Source organism: Steroidobacter gossypii, assembly GCF_016801985.1.
GTDB classification, from domain to species: domain Bacteria; phylum Pseudomonadota; class Gammaproteobacteria; order Steroidobacterales; family Steroidobacteraceae; genus Steroidobacter; species Steroidobacter gossypii.
In genome coordinates this window covers 1,496,680-1,517,336 of sequence record NZ_JAEVLS010000001.1, presented here as the reverse complement: position 1 = coordinate 1,517,336, position 20,657 = coordinate 1,496,680, and the positions used below count along the sequence as shown (strand labels likewise).

19 protein-coding genes are annotated in these 20,657 nt (G+C 62.8%); 6 read left to right on the top strand and 13 right to left on the bottom strand.

Annotation, left to right across the window (positions count from 1 at the left end):
* Nucleotides 1–105: 105 nt before the first annotated feature.
* Nucleotides 106–3,261, top strand: a complete 3,156-nt coding sequence (locus JM946_RS06620; RefSeq protein ID WP_203166360.1) for a S8 family serine peptidase — start codon at nt 106–108, stop codon at nt 3,259–3,261.
* A 69-nt stretch (nt 3,262–3,330) separates the two neighbouring features.
* On the opposite strand, the gene JM946_RS06615 is transcribed toward JM946_RS06620, so the two are convergent.
* Complete coding sequence (locus JM946_RS06615; RefSeq protein ID WP_203166359.1) at nt 3,331–3,711, bottom strand: hypothetical protein; 381 nt, start codon at nt 3,709–3,711, stop codon at nt 3,331–3,333.
* Between the two features lie 173 nt (nt 3,712–3,884).
* Here JM946_RS06615 and JM946_RS06610 point away from each other — a divergent pair, with 173 nt between their 5' ends.
* Nucleotides 3,885–4,730: a 23S rRNA (adenine(2030)-N(6))-methyltransferase RlmJ gene (locus JM946_RS06610; RefSeq protein WP_203166358.1), complete on the top strand. Its 846-nt coding sequence runs from the start codon at nt 3,885–3,887 to the stop codon at nt 4,728–4,730.
* A gap of 4 nt (nt 4,731–4,734) precedes the next feature.
* Here the strand turns inward: JM946_RS06610 and JM946_RS06605 are convergent, their stop codons facing one another.
* The gene (locus JM946_RS06605; protein WP_203166571.1) at nt 4,735–5,337 is read right to left on the bottom strand and encodes a DNA-3-methyladenine glycosylase I; all 603 of its coding nucleotides are present in this window, start codon (nt 5,335–5,337) and stop codon (nt 4,735–4,737) included.
* Nucleotides 5,338–5,407: 70 nt separating this feature from the next.
* Here JM946_RS06605 and hemB point away from each other — a divergent pair, with 70 nt between their 5' ends.
* Complete coding sequence (gene hemB / locus JM946_RS06600; protein ID WP_203166357.1) at nt 5,408–6,421, top strand: porphobilinogen synthase; 1,014 nt, start codon at nt 5,408–5,410, stop codon at nt 6,419–6,421.
* Between the two features lie 4 nt (nt 6,422–6,425).
* Complete coding sequence (gene aroE / locus JM946_RS06595) at nt 6,426–7,256, top strand: shikimate dehydrogenase (protein WP_203166356.1); 831 nt, start codon at nt 6,426–6,428, stop codon at nt 7,254–7,256.
* A gap of 76 nt (nt 7,257–7,332) precedes the next feature.
* Here the strand turns inward: aroE and JM946_RS06590 are convergent, their stop codons facing one another.
* The 8 genes from JM946_RS06590 to JM946_RS06555 all read right to left on the bottom strand — a co-directional run bounded on the left by JM946_RS06590 (nt 7,333) and on the right by JM946_RS06555 (nt 14,942).
* The gene (locus tag JM946_RS06590; protein ID WP_203166355.1) at nt 7,333–7,860 is read right to left on the bottom strand and encodes a gamma carbonic anhydrase family protein; all 528 of its coding nucleotides are present in this window, start codon (nt 7,858–7,860) and stop codon (nt 7,333–7,335) included.
* 65 nt (nt 7,861–7,925) lie between these two features.
* Nucleotides 7,926–9,959 (bottom strand): M3 family metallopeptidase, encoded by a 2,034-nt coding sequence (locus tag JM946_RS06585; RefSeq protein WP_203166354.1) that lies wholly within the window; start codon nt 9,957–9,959, stop codon nt 7,926–7,928.
* 129 nt (nt 9,960–10,088) lie between these two features.
* Nucleotides 10,089–10,856: a sulfite exporter TauE/SafE family protein gene (locus JM946_RS06580; RefSeq protein ID WP_203166353.1), complete on the bottom strand. Its 768-nt coding sequence runs from the start codon at nt 10,854–10,856 to the stop codon at nt 10,089–10,091.
* A 157-nt stretch (nt 10,857–11,013) separates the two neighbouring features.
* Complete coding sequence (locus tag JM946_RS06575; protein ID WP_203166352.1) at nt 11,014–11,826, bottom strand: DODA-type extradiol aromatic ring-opening family dioxygenase; 813 nt, start codon at nt 11,824–11,826, stop codon at nt 11,014–11,016.
* A 2-nt stretch (nt 11,827–11,828) separates the two neighbouring features.
* A complete protein-coding gene (locus tag JM946_RS06570) occupies nt 11,829–12,095 on the bottom strand; it encodes a hypothetical protein (protein ID WP_203166351.1) in 267 nt (88 codons plus the stop codon).
* Nucleotide 12,096: 1 nt separating this feature from the next.
* Nucleotides 12,097–12,933 carry an alpha/beta fold hydrolase gene (locus JM946_RS06565; RefSeq protein WP_203166350.1) on the bottom strand — a complete coding sequence of 279 codons (837 nt, stop codon included), beginning with the start codon at nt 12,931–12,933 and terminating at the stop codon, nt 12,097–12,099.
* Nucleotides 12,934–12,952: 19 nt separating this feature from the next.
* Nucleotides 12,953–14,125, bottom strand: a complete 1,173-nt coding sequence (locus JM946_RS06560; RefSeq protein ID WP_203166349.1) for a Rieske 2Fe-2S domain-containing protein — start codon at nt 14,123–14,125, stop codon at nt 12,953–12,955.
* A 40-nt stretch (nt 14,126–14,165) separates the two neighbouring features.
* Nucleotides 14,166–14,942, bottom strand: a complete 777-nt coding sequence (locus JM946_RS06555) for a 2-keto-4-pentenoate hydratase (RefSeq protein WP_203166348.1) — start codon at nt 14,940–14,942, stop codon at nt 14,166–14,168.
* 47 nt (nt 14,943–14,989) lie between these two features.
* Here JM946_RS06555 and JM946_RS06550 point away from each other — a divergent pair, with 47 nt between their 5' ends.
* Both JM946_RS06550 and JM946_RS06545 read left to right on the top strand, forming a co-directional pair.
* A complete protein-coding gene (locus JM946_RS06550) occupies nt 14,990–16,030 on the top strand; it encodes a 2Fe-2S iron-sulfur cluster binding domain-containing protein (protein ID WP_203166347.1) in 1,041 nt (346 codons plus the stop codon).
* Between the two features lie 101 nt (nt 16,031–16,131).
* Nucleotides 16,132–16,452, top strand: coding sequence for a non-heme iron oxygenase ferredoxin subunit (locus JM946_RS06545; RefSeq protein ID WP_203166346.1), 321 nt, complete (start codon nt 16,132–16,134; stop codon nt 16,450–16,452).
* A gap of 218 nt (nt 16,453–16,670) precedes the next feature.
* Here JM946_RS06545 and JM946_RS06540 read toward each other — a convergent pair whose 3' ends face one another.
* The 3 genes from JM946_RS06540 to JM946_RS06530 are packed head-to-tail and all read right to left on the bottom strand — an operon-like array spanning nt 16,671 to nt 20,235.
* Nucleotides 16,671–18,461, bottom strand: a complete 1,791-nt coding sequence (locus tag JM946_RS06540) for a gamma-glutamyltransferase family protein (protein WP_203166345.1) — start codon at nt 18,459–18,461, stop codon at nt 16,671–16,673.
* Entirely contained in the window at nt 18,461–18,991 is a 531-nt protein-coding gene (locus tag JM946_RS06535; RefSeq protein ID WP_203166344.1) for a cupin domain-containing protein, read from the bottom strand. Before JM946_RS06535 ends, JM946_RS06540 begins: the two co-directional genes overlap by 1 nt.
* An 11-nt stretch (nt 18,992–19,002) precedes the next feature.
* Nucleotides 19,003–20,235 carry an FAD-dependent oxidoreductase gene (locus JM946_RS06530; protein ID WP_203166343.1) on the bottom strand — a complete coding sequence of 411 codons (1,233 nt, stop codon included), beginning with the start codon at nt 20,233–20,235 and terminating at the stop codon, nt 19,003–19,005.
* Nucleotides 20,236–20,657 lie beyond the last annotated feature (422 nt).

The window sequence follows — 20,657 nt, the reverse complement described above, 5'->3', positions numbered from 1 at the left end:
CGCGCGTGCGATCGTTTCTATTTCTCTGCTCTTCAATCGTCACCAGCGACGATAGTCAAGACCAAGGGGATCACTATGCTAAGAAACATTCGCAGGAGGGCGGCAGTGGGTCCATTGTCGCTCGTCGCCACTGCCGTGCTGACGGTCGTGGCCGCCGACGCCAGCGCCGCTCAGCGTGCTGCGGCGGCAAGCTCCAAACGTTTGGAGACACGCATGCCAGCGCCGGCACGCGCTCAGCTCGACGACGTCTCTCGACTGCTGCGCAACTCCGGGCTGCCCAATCGAGTGCAAGTGGCTGTCTCGCTGAACACCGCCGCGGTGGGCGACGGCAAGGGAACATCCAAAGCCGATGTGCAGATCGAGCAAACCGCATTCATCGGTCGGCTCGCGCAGTCGGCGCCGAGCGCCACCGTGCTCGGCGCGGTGCAGTTGGTTGCCAACACTGTGTTCCTGGAGCTCGACGCCGACGAAGTGGCCGCACTCCACAACGATCGCGCCGTCACGCGCGTCGCTCCGACCGGCAACTACAAGCGCAATCTCACCGAGACCGTTCCTTACATCGGCGCTGAAACGCTGCAAGGTCTGGGGCTTACCGGCAAGGGCGTGCGCGTTGCTGTGATCGACAGCGGCATCGACTACACACACGCGTCGTTGGGCGGTGAAGGCACTGCGGCTGCTTACGCAGCTGCTTGGGGTACATCTGCGACCGACCCGCGCAACACAACGACCGACGGCTTGTTCCCCACTGCCAAGGTCATCGGCGGTTTCGACTTCGTCGGTGAAGCGTGGACGGGCGGCGATGACAGTCCGCCGCTCGCGCCGGACCCGGATCCGATCGCCGCGCCCGATCAAAGCACCTTCGGTGGCCACGGCACGCACGTTGCCGACATCATCGCCGGCAAGGACGGCGTCGCGCCGGATGTGAAGCTGTATGCCATCAAGGCCTGCGCCGTACCCACTTCGGCGTGCAGCGGCCAGGCACTGATGATGGGCTTCGAATGGGCCGTCGATCCGAACCAGGACGGCGATCCCTCCGATCGCGCCGACATCATCAACATGTCGCTCGGCGCCAATTATGGCCAGCCGTTCGATGACGATCTGTCCGCCGCGGTCGATCGAGCCACCAAGCTCGGCGCGTTCACCGTTGCCTCCGCGGGCAACGGTTCCGATAAACCTTTCGTTACCGGTTCGCCTGCAGCCGCTGTCACTGCTTTGTCCGTCGCACAGACCGCAGTGCCTTCGGCGGTGGTCGACCTGATGACGATTGTTTCTCCGGCAGTCACTCCGGCGGAGCGTGGCGCGATTCATCAGTCGTGGTCGCCGGAACTGACCGAAGCGGTGACGGCTCCGGTCGTGTTCACGCCGTCGAATGCTCTGGGCTGCACGCCATTTCCGGCGGGCTCGCTCACTGGAGTGATCGCGTTGGTGAATCGCGGCACGTGCGCGTTCGCCGACAAGATTCGTAACATCCAGGCCGGCGGCGCACTGATCGGCGTGATCGGCATGGTGGACGGCACGGCGCCCTTCGACGGCGCGTATCAGGACGGACCGCCGATCACCATCCCGGGTTACATGATCAGCCTCGCCGACGCCAATGCGATCCGCAGCGGCGCGACCGTCCGGTTCGATCCCGACAACGTGTTCCCGCTGATCAGCTCGGTGGTGTCGACGTCTTCGCGCGGTCCGATGTTCGAAGACCACCGCATCAAGCCTGAAATCGGCGCGCCGGGTGCGTCGGTATCGGCGATGTCCGGCACGGGCAATCAATCGGATGCCTTCGGCGGCACGTCGGGCGCGGCGCCCATGGTGTCGGGCGCGGCGGCATTGTTGAAAGAGTTGTATCCGTCGATCGCCCCGCAGCGCCTGAAACAACTGCTGATCAACAACGCCGAGACCGGCATCGAGCAGCCGGCTAGTGCTTCCAGCGTGATTCCGGATTCGCTCGCGCCGATCTCTCGCATCGGTGGTGGTGAAGTTCGCGTCGATCGCGCAGCCAGGGCGACAGCCGGCGCCTACGGCTTCGACCTCGTGAAAACAGGCACTCGCAGCGGCGGCGTCAGCTTCGGCTTCGTCGATGTGGAACGGGACGCGGTGCTGAAACGTCGCGTGCGCGTCTTCAATCGCGACAAGAAGGCGGCGACCTTCAAGGTTCGAGTGGTTCATCGCTACGCCAACGACGTCGCGAATGGCGCGGTGAAGATCTATACCGCGGAAACCGTGACAGTGCCGGCGAAAGGCGATCGCACCTTCGATGTGACGATGGCGATCAGCGGCGACAGGCTGCGTAACAACCTGATGAACGCGGGTCCGGATGGTCCGAATCCGGTGCCGCTGACATTGCAGGAGTATGACGGCTACCTGGTGTTCGAGAAACAAGGCTCGTCGGAAAGATTCTCGCTGCCCTGGCACGTGTTGCCGCGTAAAGTTGCCAACACCGTGCTCGCGAGCGGGCCGAACTGGAAGAACGGCAGCGGCGGCGTGGGCACCATCAGCCTGAAGAACCGCGGCGTCGGCGCTGCGCAGCTGAATACATATTCGCTGCTGGCGACCAGCCCGAACCTCCCGGAAGGCGGACGTGGCGAAGAAGAGCCGACCCCAGACCTGCGTGCGGTAGGTGTCACGACGTTCCCAGTGCCGGCGGAAGTTTGCACCTCCGGTTATCTGTGGTCGTTCGCGGTGAACATGTGGGAGCGTGAGACGCTGCCGGTCGCGGTCGATCATCGCATCGCGCTGGACATCGATCGCGACGGTCAAGACGACTACTGGCTGCTCAATCGCGACGTGTCGCTGAACGATCTCAGCGACGGTCGGCAGCTGGCGTGGTCGGTGAATCTCGCCACGGGTGACGCCGAAGCGTTCTGGTTCGTCGAGCATCCGACCAACTCCGCCACGACGGTGCTGAACGCCTGCCTGGAGCAGTTCGGCCTGACCTCGGCCGATGTCGATGCGCGCCGCCTGATCGATGTCTCCGTGTACGCCGATGACTTCTACTTCGGCGGTCCCGGCGACGCTATCGAAGGTCTCACCATCGTGCCGTTCGGCGAACGTTACTTCGCCGCGCCGGCTGGCGATCTGCCGGCTGGGGCGAGCGGCGATGTCACGGTGCGTGACTTCGGTCAGATCCCAGGCACGACCAAGGAGCTTGGCGTCATGATCCAGACCGACGGCGATCGTTGCGTGTCCGCGGGCAACTGCGGTGGCGCTACGCAGAGCACCGAAGTGCTGCTTGTCGCCCCGCCGGGCGGTGACATCACGTTCTGATTCGAGTGGTGTTCAGTTGATGCTGGGCCTCGGGCGGCAACGTCCGAGGCCCTTTTCGTTGGTGGCGGGTTATTTGACTGGCCGCGGTTCCTTGTCCTGTTCTTTCACCGGCCGAAACGCCAGGCCGTTGGAGCACACCACGAAGTTGCCGCGACGGTCGGAGTGATAACTGTATTTGTCGCCCGCAGCCTGCAGCACCACGCGATAGCCGGGCACGATCATCTGGGTATACATCTGCCCCGGTTGCGGACACCCCATCGCGCCATCCGACCATTGCTGCTCGGTCGCGCTCGCAACCGTGATGGTCTCCGGTTTCACCAGCGCACGGCGCGCGAGATCGTCCTGAAAGATCGCGATGATCTGCGGTGGCACTTCACCGCTGCCTTGAGTGGGCGCGGCATCGGTGCTCGGTGCGCGTTGTGGTGGATTCTGTTTAGCTGCCTGGTCCACGACTGCCCTCCTCTCATCGACTGATGCAGGCTCCGTGGCGCCAGAGCCGCTGGCGCATGCCCCGAGCCCACTGGCCAACGCCAGCATCGCCAGTGCGGATACGCCACGGAACGAGCAGCCCCGCGCTGGAGAATTCAGTACGATCATCGGTCGTCTCCCGTTAAAGTTCTGCCGTGAATTATCGCCACGCGTTCCATGCCGGCAACTTCGCCGATGTCCACAAGCACATCGTGCTGCTGGCCCTGCTCGAACGACTCAAGCGCAAGCCCAAGCCGTTGTTCTATCTGGACACTCATGCCGGACGCGGCTGGTACGACCTGTTGTCCCACGATGCATTACGTGGCAGGGAATGGCAGGACGGCGTGGGACGCGTACTGCGCATCAACCGCGCCAGTCCTGATCTTCGGCGCTATCTGGATGCAGTAAGTTCCCCGGAAGAAATTTCGGCGATCACCACGCAACGTTATCCCGGCTCGCCGGTGCTTGCGGCGCGCGAGCTGCGGACTGGCGATCGAGTCGTGTTCGTGGAGAAGCAGATCGCGGAAGCGCAGGCGCTGGATCAAGCCATGCGTGGCCGACGAGGCGTGTCCGTCGTGTGCGGCGATGGCTACGCGGCTCTCAAAACCTATCTGCCGCCGCGCGAGAATCGCGGGCTCGTGCTGATCGACCCACCTTATGAATCGGAGAATGAATTCACTCAGGTCGAACGGGCGCTGCTGTTCGGCCTGAGCCGCTGGCCGAACGGAACATTCGCGCTGTGGTATCCGATCAAGCTGGGCCGCGAAACGCAGCGCTTGCACCTGTCGCTGCAAAACTCCGGTCTGCGTAAATTGCTGCTGGTGGAGCTCAACGTACGGCCCGCCGATTCGCCACTCGGGCTGAACGGTTCGGGCCTGATCATCGCGAATCCACCGTGGCAGTTCGATGAAGAGATCGCGCCCGCATTGCGTGAAGCGCACGCCGCCCTGGCCGAGGATGGCGCCGGCGGAGTGAATATCTGCTGGCTCGTTCCGGAATGAACGACTAACGCGGCGCTTTCCCCAACGCCTTGCATTGTTTGTGGCGGAAGCAGCTGGTGAGGTGATCGTTCACCATGCCGGTGGCCTGCATGTGGGCATAGATGATGGTGCTGCCCACGAAGCGGAAACCGCGCTTTTTCAAGTCTTTGCTGAGCGCGTCGGACTCCGGGCTGGTGGCGGGCACCTTGCCGTGCTCGGCGATGTTGTTCTGGATGGGCTGGCCGCCGACAAAGCTCCACAGATGCTTGGCGAAGTCGCCCTGGAAGGCCAGAAAGGCCTTGGCATTGCCGATGGTGGCTTCGATCTTGAGCCGATTGCGTACGATGCCCGGATCCTTCATCAGCCGCGCCACGTCGCGTTTGCCGAATTTGGCGATGCGTTCAGGGTCGAAACCGGCGAAGGCCGCGCGGTAGCCCTCGCGCTTGTTGAGAATCGTCGACCAGGACAGCCCGGCCTGCGCCCCTTCCAGGATCAGGAACTCGAACTGAGTGCGCTCGTCCCAGGCCGGCACCCCCCATTCCTTGTCGTGATACTCGATATACAGGTCGTTGCCGCCGAGCGGCCAGGTGCAGCGGGTGGGTTCTCTGATCGGTTCTCTGGCGGCCATGGGGATAGTATGCAACGGGTGTAGACTTGGATGGTCCATAGTTTGGCAGCCACCCCGGCCGGAATCTGTCATGTTCAATTTGCAGTCAGGAGAATTCCCCCGCACGCGCATGCGACGCATGCGCTTCAACGACTTCTCACGCCGCCTGATGCGTGAGACCTCGCTGAGCGCCGACAACCTGATCTATCCCATGTTCGTGATCGAGGGCCAGTCCCGTCGCCAGGCGGTCGACAGCATGCCCGGCATCGAGCGGGTCAGCGTCGATGAGCTGGTGCGCGAAGCCGAATCGCTGGTGGAGCTCGGCATTCCGGCGCTGGCGCTGTTTCCGGTGACCGATCCTGCGGCCAAGAGCAATGACGGCAAGGAAGCCTGGAATCCCGAAGGGCTGGCGCAACGTGCCGTGCGCGCCGTCAAGAAAGCGGTGCCGCAGCTGGGCGTGATCACCGACGTGGCGCTCGATCCGTATACCTCGCATGGCCAGGACGGCATCACGGATGCTACTGGTTACGTGGTAAACGACATCACCGTCGAGGCGTTGGTGAAACAGGCGTTGTCGCATGCCGAAGCCGGAGCAGACGTGGTTGCCCCCAGCGACATGATGGATGGCCGCATCGGCGCGATTCGCGAAGCGCTGGAACTGGGCGGCCATACCAACACGCGCATCCTCGCCTACGCGGCGAAATATGCGTCCAGTTTCTACAGTCCGTTCCGTGAAGCGGTCGGCTCCGCCGGCAATCTGGGCAAGGGCAACAAATACAACTATCAGATGGATCCGGCCAACTCAGACGAAGCGCTCCGTGAAGTGGCGCTCGATCTGCAGGAAGGCGCGGACATGGTGATGGTGAAGCCCGGCCTACCCTATCTGGATATCGTGCGCCGGATCAAAGACACGTTCGGCGCGCCCACGTTCGTCTACCAGGTGAGCGGCGAATACGCCATGCAGATGGCCGCGTTTCGCAACGGCTGGCTGGACGAGCGCGCCATCGTGTTGGAAACATTGATGTCCATTCGCCGCGCCGGTGCGGACGGGATTCTCACTTATTTCGCCAAGAAGGCGGCGGCCTGGCTCAAAGAAGCGAGATAGTCCCATGAACGACATCAGCGTCGATCGCTACGCAGTGGTGGGCTACCCGGTCCAGCACAGCTGGTCGCCCTTCATTCACGGGCTGTTTGCCAAGCAGACCGGCCAGGCCATGAGCTACACGCGCCTCGCGGTCACGCCGGAGAATTTCGAACGGGACGTTGGCGCGTTCTTCGCCACGGGTGGCAAAGGTTTGAACATCACCGTGCCTCACAAGCAGGCCGCGAACATCGTCACTCGCTATCGCACACCGCGCGCGGAGATTGCGCGTGCGGTGAACACGCTGGCATGGAGAAGCGATGGTTTGCTCGGCGACAACACCGATGGCGCCGGGCTCGTGACCGATCTCACCCGCAATCTCGGATTCGACATCGCAGGCACGCGCATTTTGTTACTTGGTGCAGGCGGCGCCGCTCGCGGCGTATTAGGCCCGCTGCTGCAAGCCGCACCGGAGTGCATCGAGATCGCGAATCGTCACAAAGGCCGCGCTATCGAGTTGGCTGAAGAGTTCGAGCTGCTCGGCACAGTGCGCGGCTGCGCGTTTGAAGAAATCAGCGACGGCACGTTCGACCTGGTCCTGAATGCAACCTCCGCCAGCCTCCAGGACGACATCCCGCCCATTCCTCGCGGCGCTATCGGCCCCGCCACGCTTTGTTACGACATGGCTTACGGTAAAGGCGACACTGCCTTCACTCGCTGGTCCAAGACCATAGGCGCCGGCCGCGCCGAGACCGGTTGGGGCATGCTGGTCGAGCAGGCCGCCGAAGCCTTTCAGCTCTGGCGCGGCGTGAAGCCGGATACCAAGCCCGTGCTCGAAGCCATCAAGGCGCAGGCTTGATGTGCCTGACGCTGCTGATCAGATAGATCATCAACGCCGCTTCCGCAGTGGCGTCGCATAGCTGCGGCGCCAGCAGTCACTTCAGATACTCGTCTTTCACCTTGACGTAGTGCGCGGCCGAATAGGTCAGGAATTCGATCTCTTTCGAGGTCAGCTCGCGCACGCGGCGGGCGGGACTGCCAACATATAAACCGCCACTCTTGAGCACCTTGTTCGGCGGGACCAGGCTGCCGGCGCCGATCATCACCAGGTCCTCTATCACCACGTTGTCGAGCAGGATCGCGCCCATGCCGATCAAGCACCTGTTGCCGATGGTGCACGCATGCAATGTGACTCGATGACCCACCGTCACGTCGGAGCCGACGATCAAAGCACGGCCACCCGGCGCATACGGACCATCGTGCGTGACATGCAGCACCGAGCCATCCTGAATACTGGTCCGCGCGCCGATCTGAATCGAATGCACGTCGCCGCGAACGACCGCTGTCGGCCACACTGACGAGTCGTCACCGATCGTCACCTTGCCGATGACCACCGCCGACGGATGGACGAACACTCTCGCGCCCAACGTCGGCGCAACGCCTTTATAGGTTTCGATACTCACGACTCACCGCGGCGCGCTGAACGCGCCGCATGTTCCTCAGGAAGAAAAATGAAACAACGGCGGCGTCAGGCAGCGAGCCCCAACTGCTTCAGCAACGGCTCGATGGTCGGCTTGCGCCCACGAAACTCCACGAACGCCTCCATCGCATCCCGGCTGCCGCCCTGCTCCAGAATCGACGACAGGAACTTGGACGAGACCGAGCGGTTGAAGATGCCGCCTTCCTCGAAGGCGCTGAATGCATCGGCCGCAAGCACTTCCGCCCACTTGTAGCTGTAGTACCCGGCCGCGTACCCGCCTGAAAAGATGTGCTGGAAGCTGTGCGCGAAACGATTGAACGCCGGCGGCTTCACGACCGCCACTTGCTCACGCACTTCATTCAGTGTCTGCGAGACTTTGCTCGGCGCGCCCGGCACGAATTCGCTGTGAATACGCAGGTCGAACAGCGCGAACTCGAGCTGACGCACATTCTGCATGCCAGCCTGGAACGTGCGGGTGCCCAGCAACCGATTCAGCTCCGCTTCCGGCAATGGCTCGCCAGTTTCGACGTGCGCGGAGATCATCGGAATCACTTCGGCACGCCAGGCGAAGTTCTCCATGAACTGGCTCGGCAACTCCACCGCATCCCAAGCGACTCCATTGATACCCGCGATGCTCGGGTAGTCGACCCGCGTCAGCATGTGATGCAGGCCATGGCCGAACTCATGGAACATGGTCACGACTTCGTAGTGCGTCAGCAACGAGGGCTGCGAGCCCACCGGCGGCATGAAATTGCAGACCAGGTAGGCGACCGGCAGCGAAGTGGCGCCCGCCAATTGCTTGCGGCCGACACATTCATCCATCCACGCGCCGCCGCGCTTCTTGGCGCGAGCATACAAATCGACGTAGAAGCTGCCGCGACGCGAACCGTCGGCATCGAGTATGTCGTAGAAACGAACGTCTGGATGATAAAGGTCCACGCCAGTGCGCTCGGCAATCGTCACGCCGTACAGCTGTTCGGCGACCGAGAACATCCCGGACAACACCCGCGGGAGCGGGAAGTAGGGCCGCAGCGCTTCTTCGGACAGATCGAAGCGCTCGCGTTTGAGCTTCTCGGAGTAGTAGGCGACGTCCCAGGCCTGCAGCTCGTGGCCCGCGAACCTGGTCAGCTCGTCGAACTCCTGCTGCGCCACCGGACGGCTCTTGTCGGCGAGCTGTTCCAGGAAGCTGCGAACTTCGGGCACGGACGACGCCATCTTGGTGGCGAGGGAATATTCGGCGTAGTTCGGGAACCCCACGATGTTGGCGATCTCGTGACGGACCCCGAGGATTCGATCCATCAGCGCGGTGTTGTCCCATTTGCCCTCGTTGCCATCTTGATCCGAGGCACGAGTGGTCCAGCCATGATAGAAGTCACGACGCAGCGGCTCGTGCGCGGCGTGCATCATCACGGCCTGATAGTTCGGCGCGTCCAACGGGAACAGCCAGCCGCTCAGCTGTTTCGCTTCGGCGGCGGCGCGAGCGCGCTCGACGATGGGAGCAGGCAATCCTTCGAGCTCTTTCTGATCCGTGACGTGTCGTGACCACGCATTGGTGGCGTCCAGCACGTTCTCGTCGAACTTCGATTGCAGGGTGGCCAGCTGTTCGACCAGCTCCTTGTATCGCTGCTTCTTGTCCGCTGGCAACGCCACGCCGGCGAGGCGGAAATCGCGCAGCCCATTCTCTAGCAGCTTGCGTTGTCCCGGAGTGAGTCGCGCGCCTTCGTTCTTCAGCACGGTTTCGTAAGCACGATACAGACGCTCGTCCTGCGCGAGGTCGGTGTTCCAGGCCGTAAGTAACGGCAAGCAAGCGTTATAGGCAGCGCGCAGCTCGTCGGTGTTCACCACGCCGTTCATGTGCCCGACTGGGGACCAGGTCCGTGACAGCCGGTGGTGCATTTCTTCCAGCGGCACGATGACCGAATCCCAAGTGGGCGTCTCGGTGGTCAGCAAGCGCTCCAGCTCCGCCCGGTGGCTGTCGAGCAAGGCGCGCAGCTTGCCCTCCACCTCGGCGGGCTTGATCGAAGAAAATACCGGCAGATCTTGCCGATGGTCGTGAGCAGCAGTCACATGGGCAGCAGTCATAGGGACCCCGGATCCAACAGGCTGGGACCTGTCCCGATGCGGGACAGCGGACTGCCGAGTTTAAGGAGCTTGGCAGTCCAATGACACCCGCCCCCTTCCGAGGGCGGCCTGCCGCGAGTGTGGGGATGATTACGCGGATTTCACCCAGTAAGCGATGGCAATCGCGACGCCTGCGACAACGACCACCCAGCGCAGCACCGCCGGCGGCAGTTTGCCCGCCAGCTTGCCACCCAGGGCGCCGCCGATCAGCGCACCGACGGCCATGACTGCCGCGGCGATCCAGACCACCTGATCCGAGAACAGGAAGAACACCGCCGCCGCGATGTTGACGCTGAACGCCAGCACTTGCTTGAGCGCGTTCAGGCGGGTGAGCGAATCATCGAGCGTCAGACCGAGCACTGCGAGCAGCAGCACACTCATGCCCGCGCTGAAAAAGCCGCCATAGATTGCCGCAGCGGCGATGGGCAGGGCCGACAGCGCCATGGTGTGATGCTTGTGTTCGGGATTCGACAGGCGTTTGACGACGAACTTCTTCACCGGCTCTTGGATGGCGAGCAGCAGCGCTGCCGCCAGAATCATCCACGGCACCAGCGCGGTGAAGGTCCGCTCGCCGGTGTGCACGAGGATCATGCCGCCGGCGAGACCGCCCAGCACGGCGACCGGCACCAGCAACAGCAGCTGGCGCCGTTGTCCCTTGAGATTGGGCAATTGCGCGATGGTCGCGCCGAAGTAGCCTGGGCACAGCGCCACCGCATTGGTGATATTGGCCGCCACCGGCGGCACCCCGAGCGCCACCAGCACCGGAAAGCTGATCAACGTGCCGCCGCCCGCCAGCGCATTGATGGCGCCAGCGCCGACCGCCGCCAGCGCGGCGATCAACAAGTCGAAGGACGTCATTGCTTACCTGCTCGCGCCATGACGGCGCGACCTCGCTTTTTGAACGAAAGGCAGGTGGAGGGTGTGTCTTGCATCCTAAAAAGTGCCGGTCGTGCGCGAACGGATGTTGTTCTTGAGAAGAAATTTTTTGAAAACATTGTGGCGGCGTTGTGCGCCTTCACTGCACCCGAAACGCCATGCCCGCCATGCCACTCGCCCACGCTGGAATCGCCTCGTAAAACAAACATTCGCCGGGCGCGCCCGCAATGGCGCCCGCCAGGGCGATCCAGGAGTTTACTTCCAAGCCGCCATTGCCAGCATCCGCGAGGATCTGCTCATTGGTGAGCTTGGACAATCCAGCCCCCTGACCCGAGGCCAGCATGTCCATGAACCAGCGATCCCAGGCTTCGTTGACCTGACCTTCCTCCGGCACACCCAGCCAATGTGACAATCCACCGCCGGCCAGCAAGGCGACTCGTTCTTCGGACTTGCAGTGCTCGGCGACATACGCGCGCAACAACTCGCCGAGACGCCAGCTCTCTTGCGGCGTCGGCGCGGGCGTGTAAACCGTATTCACATACAGCGGCACCACCGGCAACTCGCGTTTCGGATCCACCATGCCGAGTGGAATCATCACGCCATGATCCGGCCGCAAGCGCGGCGGCTTGGCCAACTCGAAGCCGTGATTGACAGCAAACATCGCGAAGCCAGTCGAGAACGCCGCGTCACCGCGAATGGGCTCGGTCGGCAAACCCATGTCGCCATAGGGCGTATAACTGTCGGCCGTACCGATGGCGAACGGCATGGGCTGATCGAGACGGAAGTTGTTCAAATGATCGCTGGTGATGATCACCAGCAAGGTCGGATGCGTCTGGCACAGCTGCTGACCCAATTCCTTCATGCCGACGAACACGCGCTCGGCCTGCTCTTCCAATCCAAATGGCGAGCCCAGCACGTGCGACATGGCGAAGGCGCCCACGATCTTGCCCATGGTCAGCGCCTCGCGAAGTAATAGTCGATGGGGAAGAACGGCATGGTCGGCCGGCCCGACCAGATCAGCCATTTGATCACCAGGTTGGGATGAATCCCGAGGCGTGCCAGGTCATCGCGCCCGCCGGTTCGCAGCACTTCGCGCACGTCGGCAGAGATGCCGAAGCGCTCGAACAACACGTCCGGCGAGGTCCGAATCAAGCCGCGATCGCCGGGCGTCTCGATCAAATGCTCGATGAGCTCATGCACACCCTGCGGCGCGGTTGCCACGTCAGTTCACCGGCTGGGTCAGGAAGCGTTCGACGGCGCCACAGAAATCCGCAGTGCGTTCGATCATGGCCCAGTGACCGCAGTGAGGCACGATGTAACCCCAGCTGTTCTCGAACAGCTCCAGGAATCGATAGGCGCGCGCCAGCGTCGACACGCCGTCCTGCTTGCCGTTGACGACCAGCACGGGTTGTTTGATTTTGCGCAGCTCGTCTTCCGGATAATTCAACGTGCCTTTGCGCGTTTCCGCGTTCACGGCGGCGAGCGCCGCCTTGGCGCCCGGCTCATGAGTCAGGTTGTAACGATACTGCACCAGCTCTTCCGGCGGCGTGTAACTCGGCGACGTGAGACCTGCGATCACACGACGCATGCCGTCCACCGTGAAATCGTAGTTCAAGTTGTGGAGCAACTGCGGTGATGGTTTTTCCGGGATGGGCAGACCGGCGCTGCCCATCAATACCAACCGCGCCACGCGCTCGGGACATTGCAGGGTCGCACCGATGCAAGTCGCCCCGCCCATGGAATTGCCGACCAGAAATGCTTTGTCGATGTCGAGCGCCTGGAGCAAAGACACCAGCTGACGATTGCGCCCCGGCTGATCGTAGGTGTAGCTGTCCGGAGAGGGTTTGTCGCTGCGTCCGAAACCGACCATGTCCGGCGCGATGACCCGAAATTTTCTGGCCAAGATCGGGATGCATTCACGCCAGTTGCCATAAGCGTCGGCGCCAGCGCCACCACCGTGCATGAGCAGCAACGTCGGGCCGCTGCCGGCTTCCAGGTAGTGAGTTCGGATGCCGTTGGTATCGACGAAGCGCGAAGTGAATTCGGTCATTCTGCTCATGGTCCGATGGGGGGCTCGATCAGCGCAGATCCTGGGGAGTCTGAATGCCGCGATTGGCGCGGCTCGCCAGCTTGCGCCAGGCGAGAATCGTGGTATCGGGCTCGCACAACATTTCATCCACCCAGCCATAGTCGTCGGCATAGAACGGCTCGGTGACTTCGCGTGCCCAGATGTCGTCGGCATTGAAGCCGTCCAGACCGTGCGGCTTGTAGATGGATTCGAAGTTGTTGGCGAACTCGGTGCGCTCCTCGTCGGTCTGCACCTGCTGACCGATGGTTTGCACGTACAGATGAGTCTTGGCGTCGAGCGGCACATACCACTCGAACTGAGTCAGCCCCGGCATCGGGAACGATTCGACTTTCAACACTCCCGGCAACCAGATCGACGTGCCAACCGACGCGGAGGTGCCCTGCACCTGCTGGGAACGCGGACCTCGCACCACCACGCGACCATCGATCTCGCCATCCCAGATCGGCTTGTGTTGAGCGAAGTCGTCGATGACACCTTTCGGACCGTCGGCGTCTTCAACGGTTTTCACCGCGCCGGGCAGCGGCGTGTGGCCGATGGGGAAGTTGAACGTGCGGAAGTGACGCAGCGTGGTGTCTTTGTGAATAAAGATGTGGAGCGCGTCGAAGCCGTTCTCCGCACCCAGCCGCCAGTTCGAGTTCACGACGCGATGCTTGCCGAGAATCATGACGTCGTCATCGAGGAACCCGGGCGGCACGTCCTGATTGAGCGGCGGCACCGGGTCGAGATCGCCGATGAAGACGAAGATCAGGCCTTTGGCTTCCTGTACCGGGAAGCTCTGAATCTTGCGACGGCCGATGAGACGGCTGTCGGGCACGGCGAGAATGTTCACCAGCTCGCCCGTTTGGAAACGATAGGTGTAGCCGTGATACCAGCAGGTGATCGTGTCCTTGGTGTAGCAATCGGGCTTGCGCGACAGCGGCACGCCACGATGCAGACAACGATCGCGGATCGCATACACCTTGCCATCGATGCGCTTCAACAGCAGCTTCTCGCCAAGCACCTGCACGGTGATGAGCTGGCCTTCCACCAGCTCGTTGGAAAAGCGCACCGGATACCAGTGATTGCGGAAGCCTATCTTGGCTTCCACGTAGGCGCGCCAGTCGCCCACCGCTGCGGCAACTTCGGGGCGGACGCCTTCCGGGGTTTGCGCGTCATCACTCATGATCTACTGCATCCTCGAACGAAAACTGCTGCGATTCCAATCAAGCAAACTGCACGCCAACCTGGCCGATGCCCTCGATGGTCGCGTGCACGACGTCGCCCGCCTGGATCGACACCATCGGCCCGAGCGCGCCCGTCATCACCAGCTCGCCTTGTTTCAACGGCCGGCCCAATTCACGCGAGCGGCGTGCGAGCCACACGGCTGCGTTGAGCGGACCACCCAAACAATCACGGCCGAAACCGCTCGACACGGTCTTGCCGTTCAATGTCATCGTCATCGCGCAGTTCACCAGGTCCAGACCTTCCAGGCGTCGCGCCGGCCCGCCGAGCACGAGCACGCCCGATGACGCGTTGTCGGCGATGGTGTCGACGATGTCGATCTTCCAATCGGCGATGCGACTGCCGACGACTTCGAGCGCGGGCAACACGCAACCCACGGACGCGATGACATCCGCCACGGTGGCGTGCGCCATATCCAGGTCACGCGACAAGATCAGAACGATCTCAGCTTCCACGCGCGGCTGCTGCAGGCGGGTTACGGGAATCGTCTCGCCCGTGCCGTACACCATGTCGGCGAACAGTTGACCGAAGTCCGGCTCGGACACGCCGAGCTGCTTCTGAACCGCCGGCGAGGTGAGGCCGATCTTGCGACCTACGGGCCGGCGGCCTTGCTCGATCCAGTGCGACACCTGCGCCTGCTGAACGGCATAGGCTGCGCGCGTGTCGCCCGCATCGAATCGACTGCGGATCGGAGGCAGCAGCGCGCCGCTGTACGCATCCAGCAAAGCCTGCGCGGTTTCGCCGACTCTCGAATCCATTGGTTCGCCCTCTTGCTGCAGCAACGTTATATGATTGTATGATAATCATGCAACACGGCCATGTCGGCCGGAAGCGCGGCGGTTACTTAATGCATCGGGCGCGATTGATTTTTCAGGACGGCGCGGAGTTGTCGGTCCCCGTCGAAGCCGGGCAAACCGTGTTGGAGGGCGCGCTCGCCGTGGATGCGCCGCTGCGTTATGACTGCTGCACCGGGAGCTGTGGCAGCTGCGTGGTCCAGTGCGTGGACGGAACGACGGTCGTCGATTCGACGGGCAAAGTCCCGGTGAATGCGGACGAGCTGGCGGAGGGTTTGCGGCCCGCGTGCCTTACCAGGTTGAGCTCAGATGCGACGTTCGAGATGCCGTATCCCCTGAACGCGGCGCCTTCCCTGCCCGCCAAGCATTCGGGAGTGATCTTCAACTTGCGGCTGGCCGCGCCGTCAGTGGCGTTACTTACGTTGAAGCTGGATCGTGCTGAGGGGCTCACTTTTCAGAGCGGCCAGTACGTGCGCTTGGCGGCGCCCGGCGTGGGCGAGGCGCGCGCTTACTCCATTGCGAGTACAGCTGCAGAACTGCCGCTGATCGAGTTGATGATCCGGCTGGTGCCGGACGGGAAAATGTCACGTTGGGTGCAGGACACTGCGAAAGTCGGCGATCGTGTTCGACTACAGGCGCCGCTCGGTTCCTTCGGGCTCGATGATCGCGCGCACCGTCACGTATTCGTTGCCGGCGGCACTGGGCTCGCGCCTGTGTTGTCGATGATTCGTTCGCTGCGCGGTCGCGGGGCGTCGGCGCTTTTGTGTTTCGGCTGCACTAGGCGGCAGGATTTGTTCTACGTGGAAGAGCTGGCGGCCCTGGCCGCGTCCATGCCTGAGTTGGAAGTGCGCATCGCCGTTATGGAGGGTGCAGAAGGCGCTCTACGCAGCGGCACTGCCGTTTCGCTTCTAGATCCCACCGACTTTGAATCCGACACTGTCTGCTACCTTTGCGGCCCTCCCCCGATGGTCGACGCCGCGCGCAAAACACTGAGCGCGCACGGAGTTCCGGCCGGAGCGATTCGCGCTGAGCGGTTCCAGCCCGGAGGCTAAGCGGTTCCCGGCCAGGTCGGGTTGACTGCGCAGACTTTGTATGACAATACTACAACCATTCCCGGTTGTAGGGTGCTGCAGTGAGCTGCGAACGAGCCGCCATGACTCTTGTCGATCGACGCCTTTTGTGTGAGGCGGGTGACGTTGCGCCCGGCGGCATGCTGAAAATCCAGCCCGAGGGACTCGACCCCATTCTGGTGTGCAATGTCGACGGCAAGCTGTATGCGGTCGATGACGAGTGCACCCATGCGATCGCATCGCTGTCCGAAGGGCGGCTGCAAGGGAACATCGTGTTCTGTCCGCTGCACGGTGGCAGCTTCGATGTTTGCTCGGGTAAGGCGAAGAGCCTGCCGTGCAAGCAGGCGCTGCGCACCTGGCCGATCGAAGTTGCTGACGGCAAAGTTTATTTGCTGCTGAAGTGAGAGGCAGCGCGACTCATAACGCCGCCGCGAATGATTCTTCAAAGTTGTTGCGCCGGCAAAGAGACTGCGGCGTGGAGCCGTAGCCGGGCCGCCCGCGGCAGAAGGCGAGGCTTGCAACGAGGTGGTGTGGCGGCGTGCGACCGTAACCGGGTCGGCTCGTGGCTTAAGGCGTAGGCTTGCTCAACTGGTGTGGCGGCGTTGGGCCGCGGCCAAGTTGTCTAGCGGCCTAAGGCGTAGGCTTGCATCAGACGTGGTGTGGCGGCGGCGTGCAGAATTCCATCGGGGCCTCGGGCGGCGGCAGTGAGCCTGCCGGCAGACCATTCTGGCGCGATCTTCACTTTGTGACCGCGGCGACGTAGCTCGGCGATTACCTTCTCCCCGCAGCTCTCTTCAAACACAGCTGTCCCGAGCAAAGCTTCGCGGGGATAGAACGACGCCGGGAAGTGCACGCTATGAAACAAAGGCGCATCGATCGCCTGCTGCAACCCCAGCCCGTGATGAATGTACCGAAGCAGCAGGATGAGCTGCCACTGATCCTGCTGATCGCCGCCGGGCGTGCCACAAATGAGTGACATCCCGTCGTCGCGCACCGCCAATGTGGGTGTCAGCGTCGTGCGAGGGCGCTTCCCCGGCGCGAGGCTGCCCGGCAAGCCGGGCTCCAACCAAAACATCTGCGCGCGCGTATTCAGCGCAAACCCCAACTCGGGAATGGTCGGCGAAGATTGTGGCCAGCCGCCGGATGGCGTGGCCGAAACCATGTTGCCAAAGCGATCGATGACATCGAAGTGCACGGTGTCGCCCGGCTTCAACGTGGGCTTCAGATGCATCATCGTAGGCTCACCAATGCCGAGCCCGGCGCTCTCGTTCGTAGCGATACGCACCGTGCTCAAGCACTTCTCGATCTGAGCTTCGAACCCAGGCACCACACCCGGCCGCAACTCGAGCGAGGCTCGGTCGCCGATCAGCTTGCGACGCTCCGCCGCGTAGCTTTGGCTCAACAAGATATCGAGTGGCACACGCGTGAAATCTGGATCGCCGTAGTACGCCTCGCGATCGGCAAACGCGAGCTTGAGCGCCTCCAACACCACGTGCACAAACTCCGGCTCGCTCGCTGGCATCTTCTCGAGATCGAAGCCGGCAAGGAGCGAGAGTGCTTGCAACAACACCGGCCCCTGCCCCCACGGGCCGGTCTTGCTGAAGGTCCATTCGCCATAGCGGAATGTCTGTGGCGGCTCATATGTCGCCTGCCAGCGCGCCATGTCATCGCCGGTCAGCAAACCTTTGTGGCGCTGACCGCTCGCATCCATCAACTCCTGCGTGCGACAAAAACGATCGATCGCCTCAGCGACGAAACCGCTCGACCAAGCCGCTCGAGCGCGCTCGATTTGTTGTTCGCGCGTACCATCGCCGGCTGCGTCGAGAATCCGTCGCCACGTCGCAGCCAGCATCGGATTGCGAAACAACTGATTCGGCGCGGGCACCTCGTTGTTCGGCAGCCAGACCGGTGCGGACGTCGGCCATTCCTTTCGGAATGCATCGGCAACATCCGCCAGCGCGCGGGACACTCCGGGCAACAATGGGTGCCCGGCCTCTGCGTAATGGATCGCAGGCTCCAGTACATCGGAGAGCCGCATGCTCCCGTGATCGCGCAATAACGTCATCCAAGCGTCGAACGATCCTGGCACGACGGCCGCGATCAACCCCGATCCGGGCACCATTTGGAGATTCATTGAGCGCATGCGCTCGATGGTCGCTGCGGCGGGCGCCACTCCCTGGCCGCACAACACGGTGGGTTTGTCATCGCGAGCCGATCTGAAAATGATCGGCACTTCGCCCGCGGGCCCGCACAGATGCGGCTCGACGATTTGCAGCACGAAGCCAATGGCCACCGCCGCATCGAAGGCATTGCCCCCTCGCTCGAGCATCGACATGCCAACGCCGGAGGCAATCCAATGCGTCGAGGCAACGACGCCGAACGTGCCGCGGATTTCCGGCCGTGTCGTGAACATCACTTGCGCGTCAAATGCGCGTCGCGATTCTCGAATAGCGCCTGATCGACGAAGCCCGCGGTCTCGGGCCGCCCGCGACCCAACACCACCTGCAGATACACCGGCTCGTCGGTTTCATTCACATAGCCATGGATGACGCCGGGCGGACAGGAGATCATTTCCCACGGCTGCAGCTCTTTGCTGACGCGCCGACCGTCCTCGTCTTCGATGAACACTACGCAGCGACCCTGAAGGACGAAAAATACTTCCTCGACTTCGTGGGTATGCGGCGCATTGCCCTGCCCTGGTGGCACCAACATGATGGACAAAGTGAAATTGCCCGCGGGCACCACCTTGCTGTCGTCGTGCTTGCCGGACGCGCCAGCGCCGACGAAACGATGTTGCGCGCGTCGATAGCCTTCAATGTTTGCATCCGAAAACGCATTCCAGTCCGGCACTCGATCGGCGAAGCGCGCGACGTAGCGCTCCATGATCTGCTCCAGCGGAACTCCGACCAGTTCGGGCGGACGAGGATGGCGTGCGATGGCCATGGCGCGGTCCTTCAAAGAGTAGCGTTGGCGTCGCGCAGACTGTCGATCAGACAGGCGCGGCGAATAAAGGCATCGTGCAATTCGGGCTCGGCGGACTGGCGGCGGATGCTGTCCAGCTTGCGCTTGCGCTCGGCGGGATCCTTTTCGCCGAGTGTTTGCTTGTTCTGAATGCTCTGCGCCTGCACGTAGTCGACCTGCGCCTTGCGACGCTGGCGCGTGTAGCGATCGAGCAGCGGCTGCGCATCGGCGCGTCCGAACCAGATTTGTTGCAACTTGTCGGCCAGATTCATGGCGTCGTGAATGCCGCCGTTCATGCCCATGCCGCCGACCGGATTGTTCACATGCGCCGAATCGCCGGCGAGCAGTACGCGACCTCTGTTGAATGTCGCGGCGACTCGCTGATGGACTTTGTAGAGCGCGATGGTGGCGATTTCATATCGGCCTTGCTTCGGGCAGAACTTCTGCAATCGCGCTTCCACGGCGTCTGGGGCTAGCAGCTCTTCGTCGGTTTGTTCCGGCAGCGTCGGGCTCACGGCGCGCCACATGCCTTCTCCGCTCGCGCCGCGCGCTTTGAACAAGTTGAGCCACTCGTCGGGGTCGGAGAAGTAATTGCGATTGGTGAGCTCGGGGCGCAGCCCGAAGAAGTCGAAGCGCGTATCGATCTTCAGGAAGCGCTCCGGCCAGGTGAAGCCTTCGAACTCGATGTCCGCGAGCTTGCGAACGGTGCTTCGGCCGCCGTCGCAGCCGACGAGATATCTGCCGGAGAAGACGTCGCTGCTGCCGTCGGGCAGTGTCACTGTCACTTCGACTTTGTTTGCGTCCTGGGAGATCGCGATGACGCGGGTCGACATGCGGATCTCGGCGTCGGGGTCGTTCTCCAGGCGCTTCAGGACGGTGCCCACGATTTTGTACTGCTCCCACTGCAGTACATACGGATGCGCCGGCCGGTCGCGCATGGCGCCGATGTCAAAGCGGCCGATCAGTTCGCCGGTGACGCGGTCGAGATAGTTGAATACTGGGGAGACAAGCCCTTGATCGAGACCGTCCTCGAGCAAGCCCAACTCGTCGAGCATCGCCACGGTCGGCGGATGACACGAGGCCGCGCGGCAATCAATCTCCGGCGCCGGCAGCGCCTCGATCAGCAGAACCGGGATATCTCGCTGCCTGAGCGCATACGCCAGGATGGCGCCGATGGGCCCCGCACCGACAATGATGACCCGCTCTCCGCCCCGCTCTTTGGCCATGAATCAAGCTTCCGCTGATGTTGGCCCCGAGTGTAGCCAAGCGGACTTTGTATGACAAACATAGAATCATACGTCTCGCACCGTGTCCTCGGAGTTTGCGGGCCGAAGAGGCGGAGGCCAGAGTTTGCGGCCGCCGCCCGCACGTTTCCGCGGAAACGTGCTTCGTCGCCTGATCCAGGACCAGCGGCATCGCCGCTGCTGTATCGCCAGCGTTGGGAAAGCCTCAATCCGTCGCGACGGTATCGCACCGTCCGGGGCGCGCGTGAATACGCAGCGGCGGTGTCGGCAGCGGCAGGGCGGGGTATCTCCTCCCCGGCAAATGGGACCGACAGGGATGTCGGCCCATTAGCGCTACACGGATGTACAAGCAACGCGCCGCGCGACAGCGCAGGCGCGGCGGGTGCAGCGGTGCCGGGGAGGAA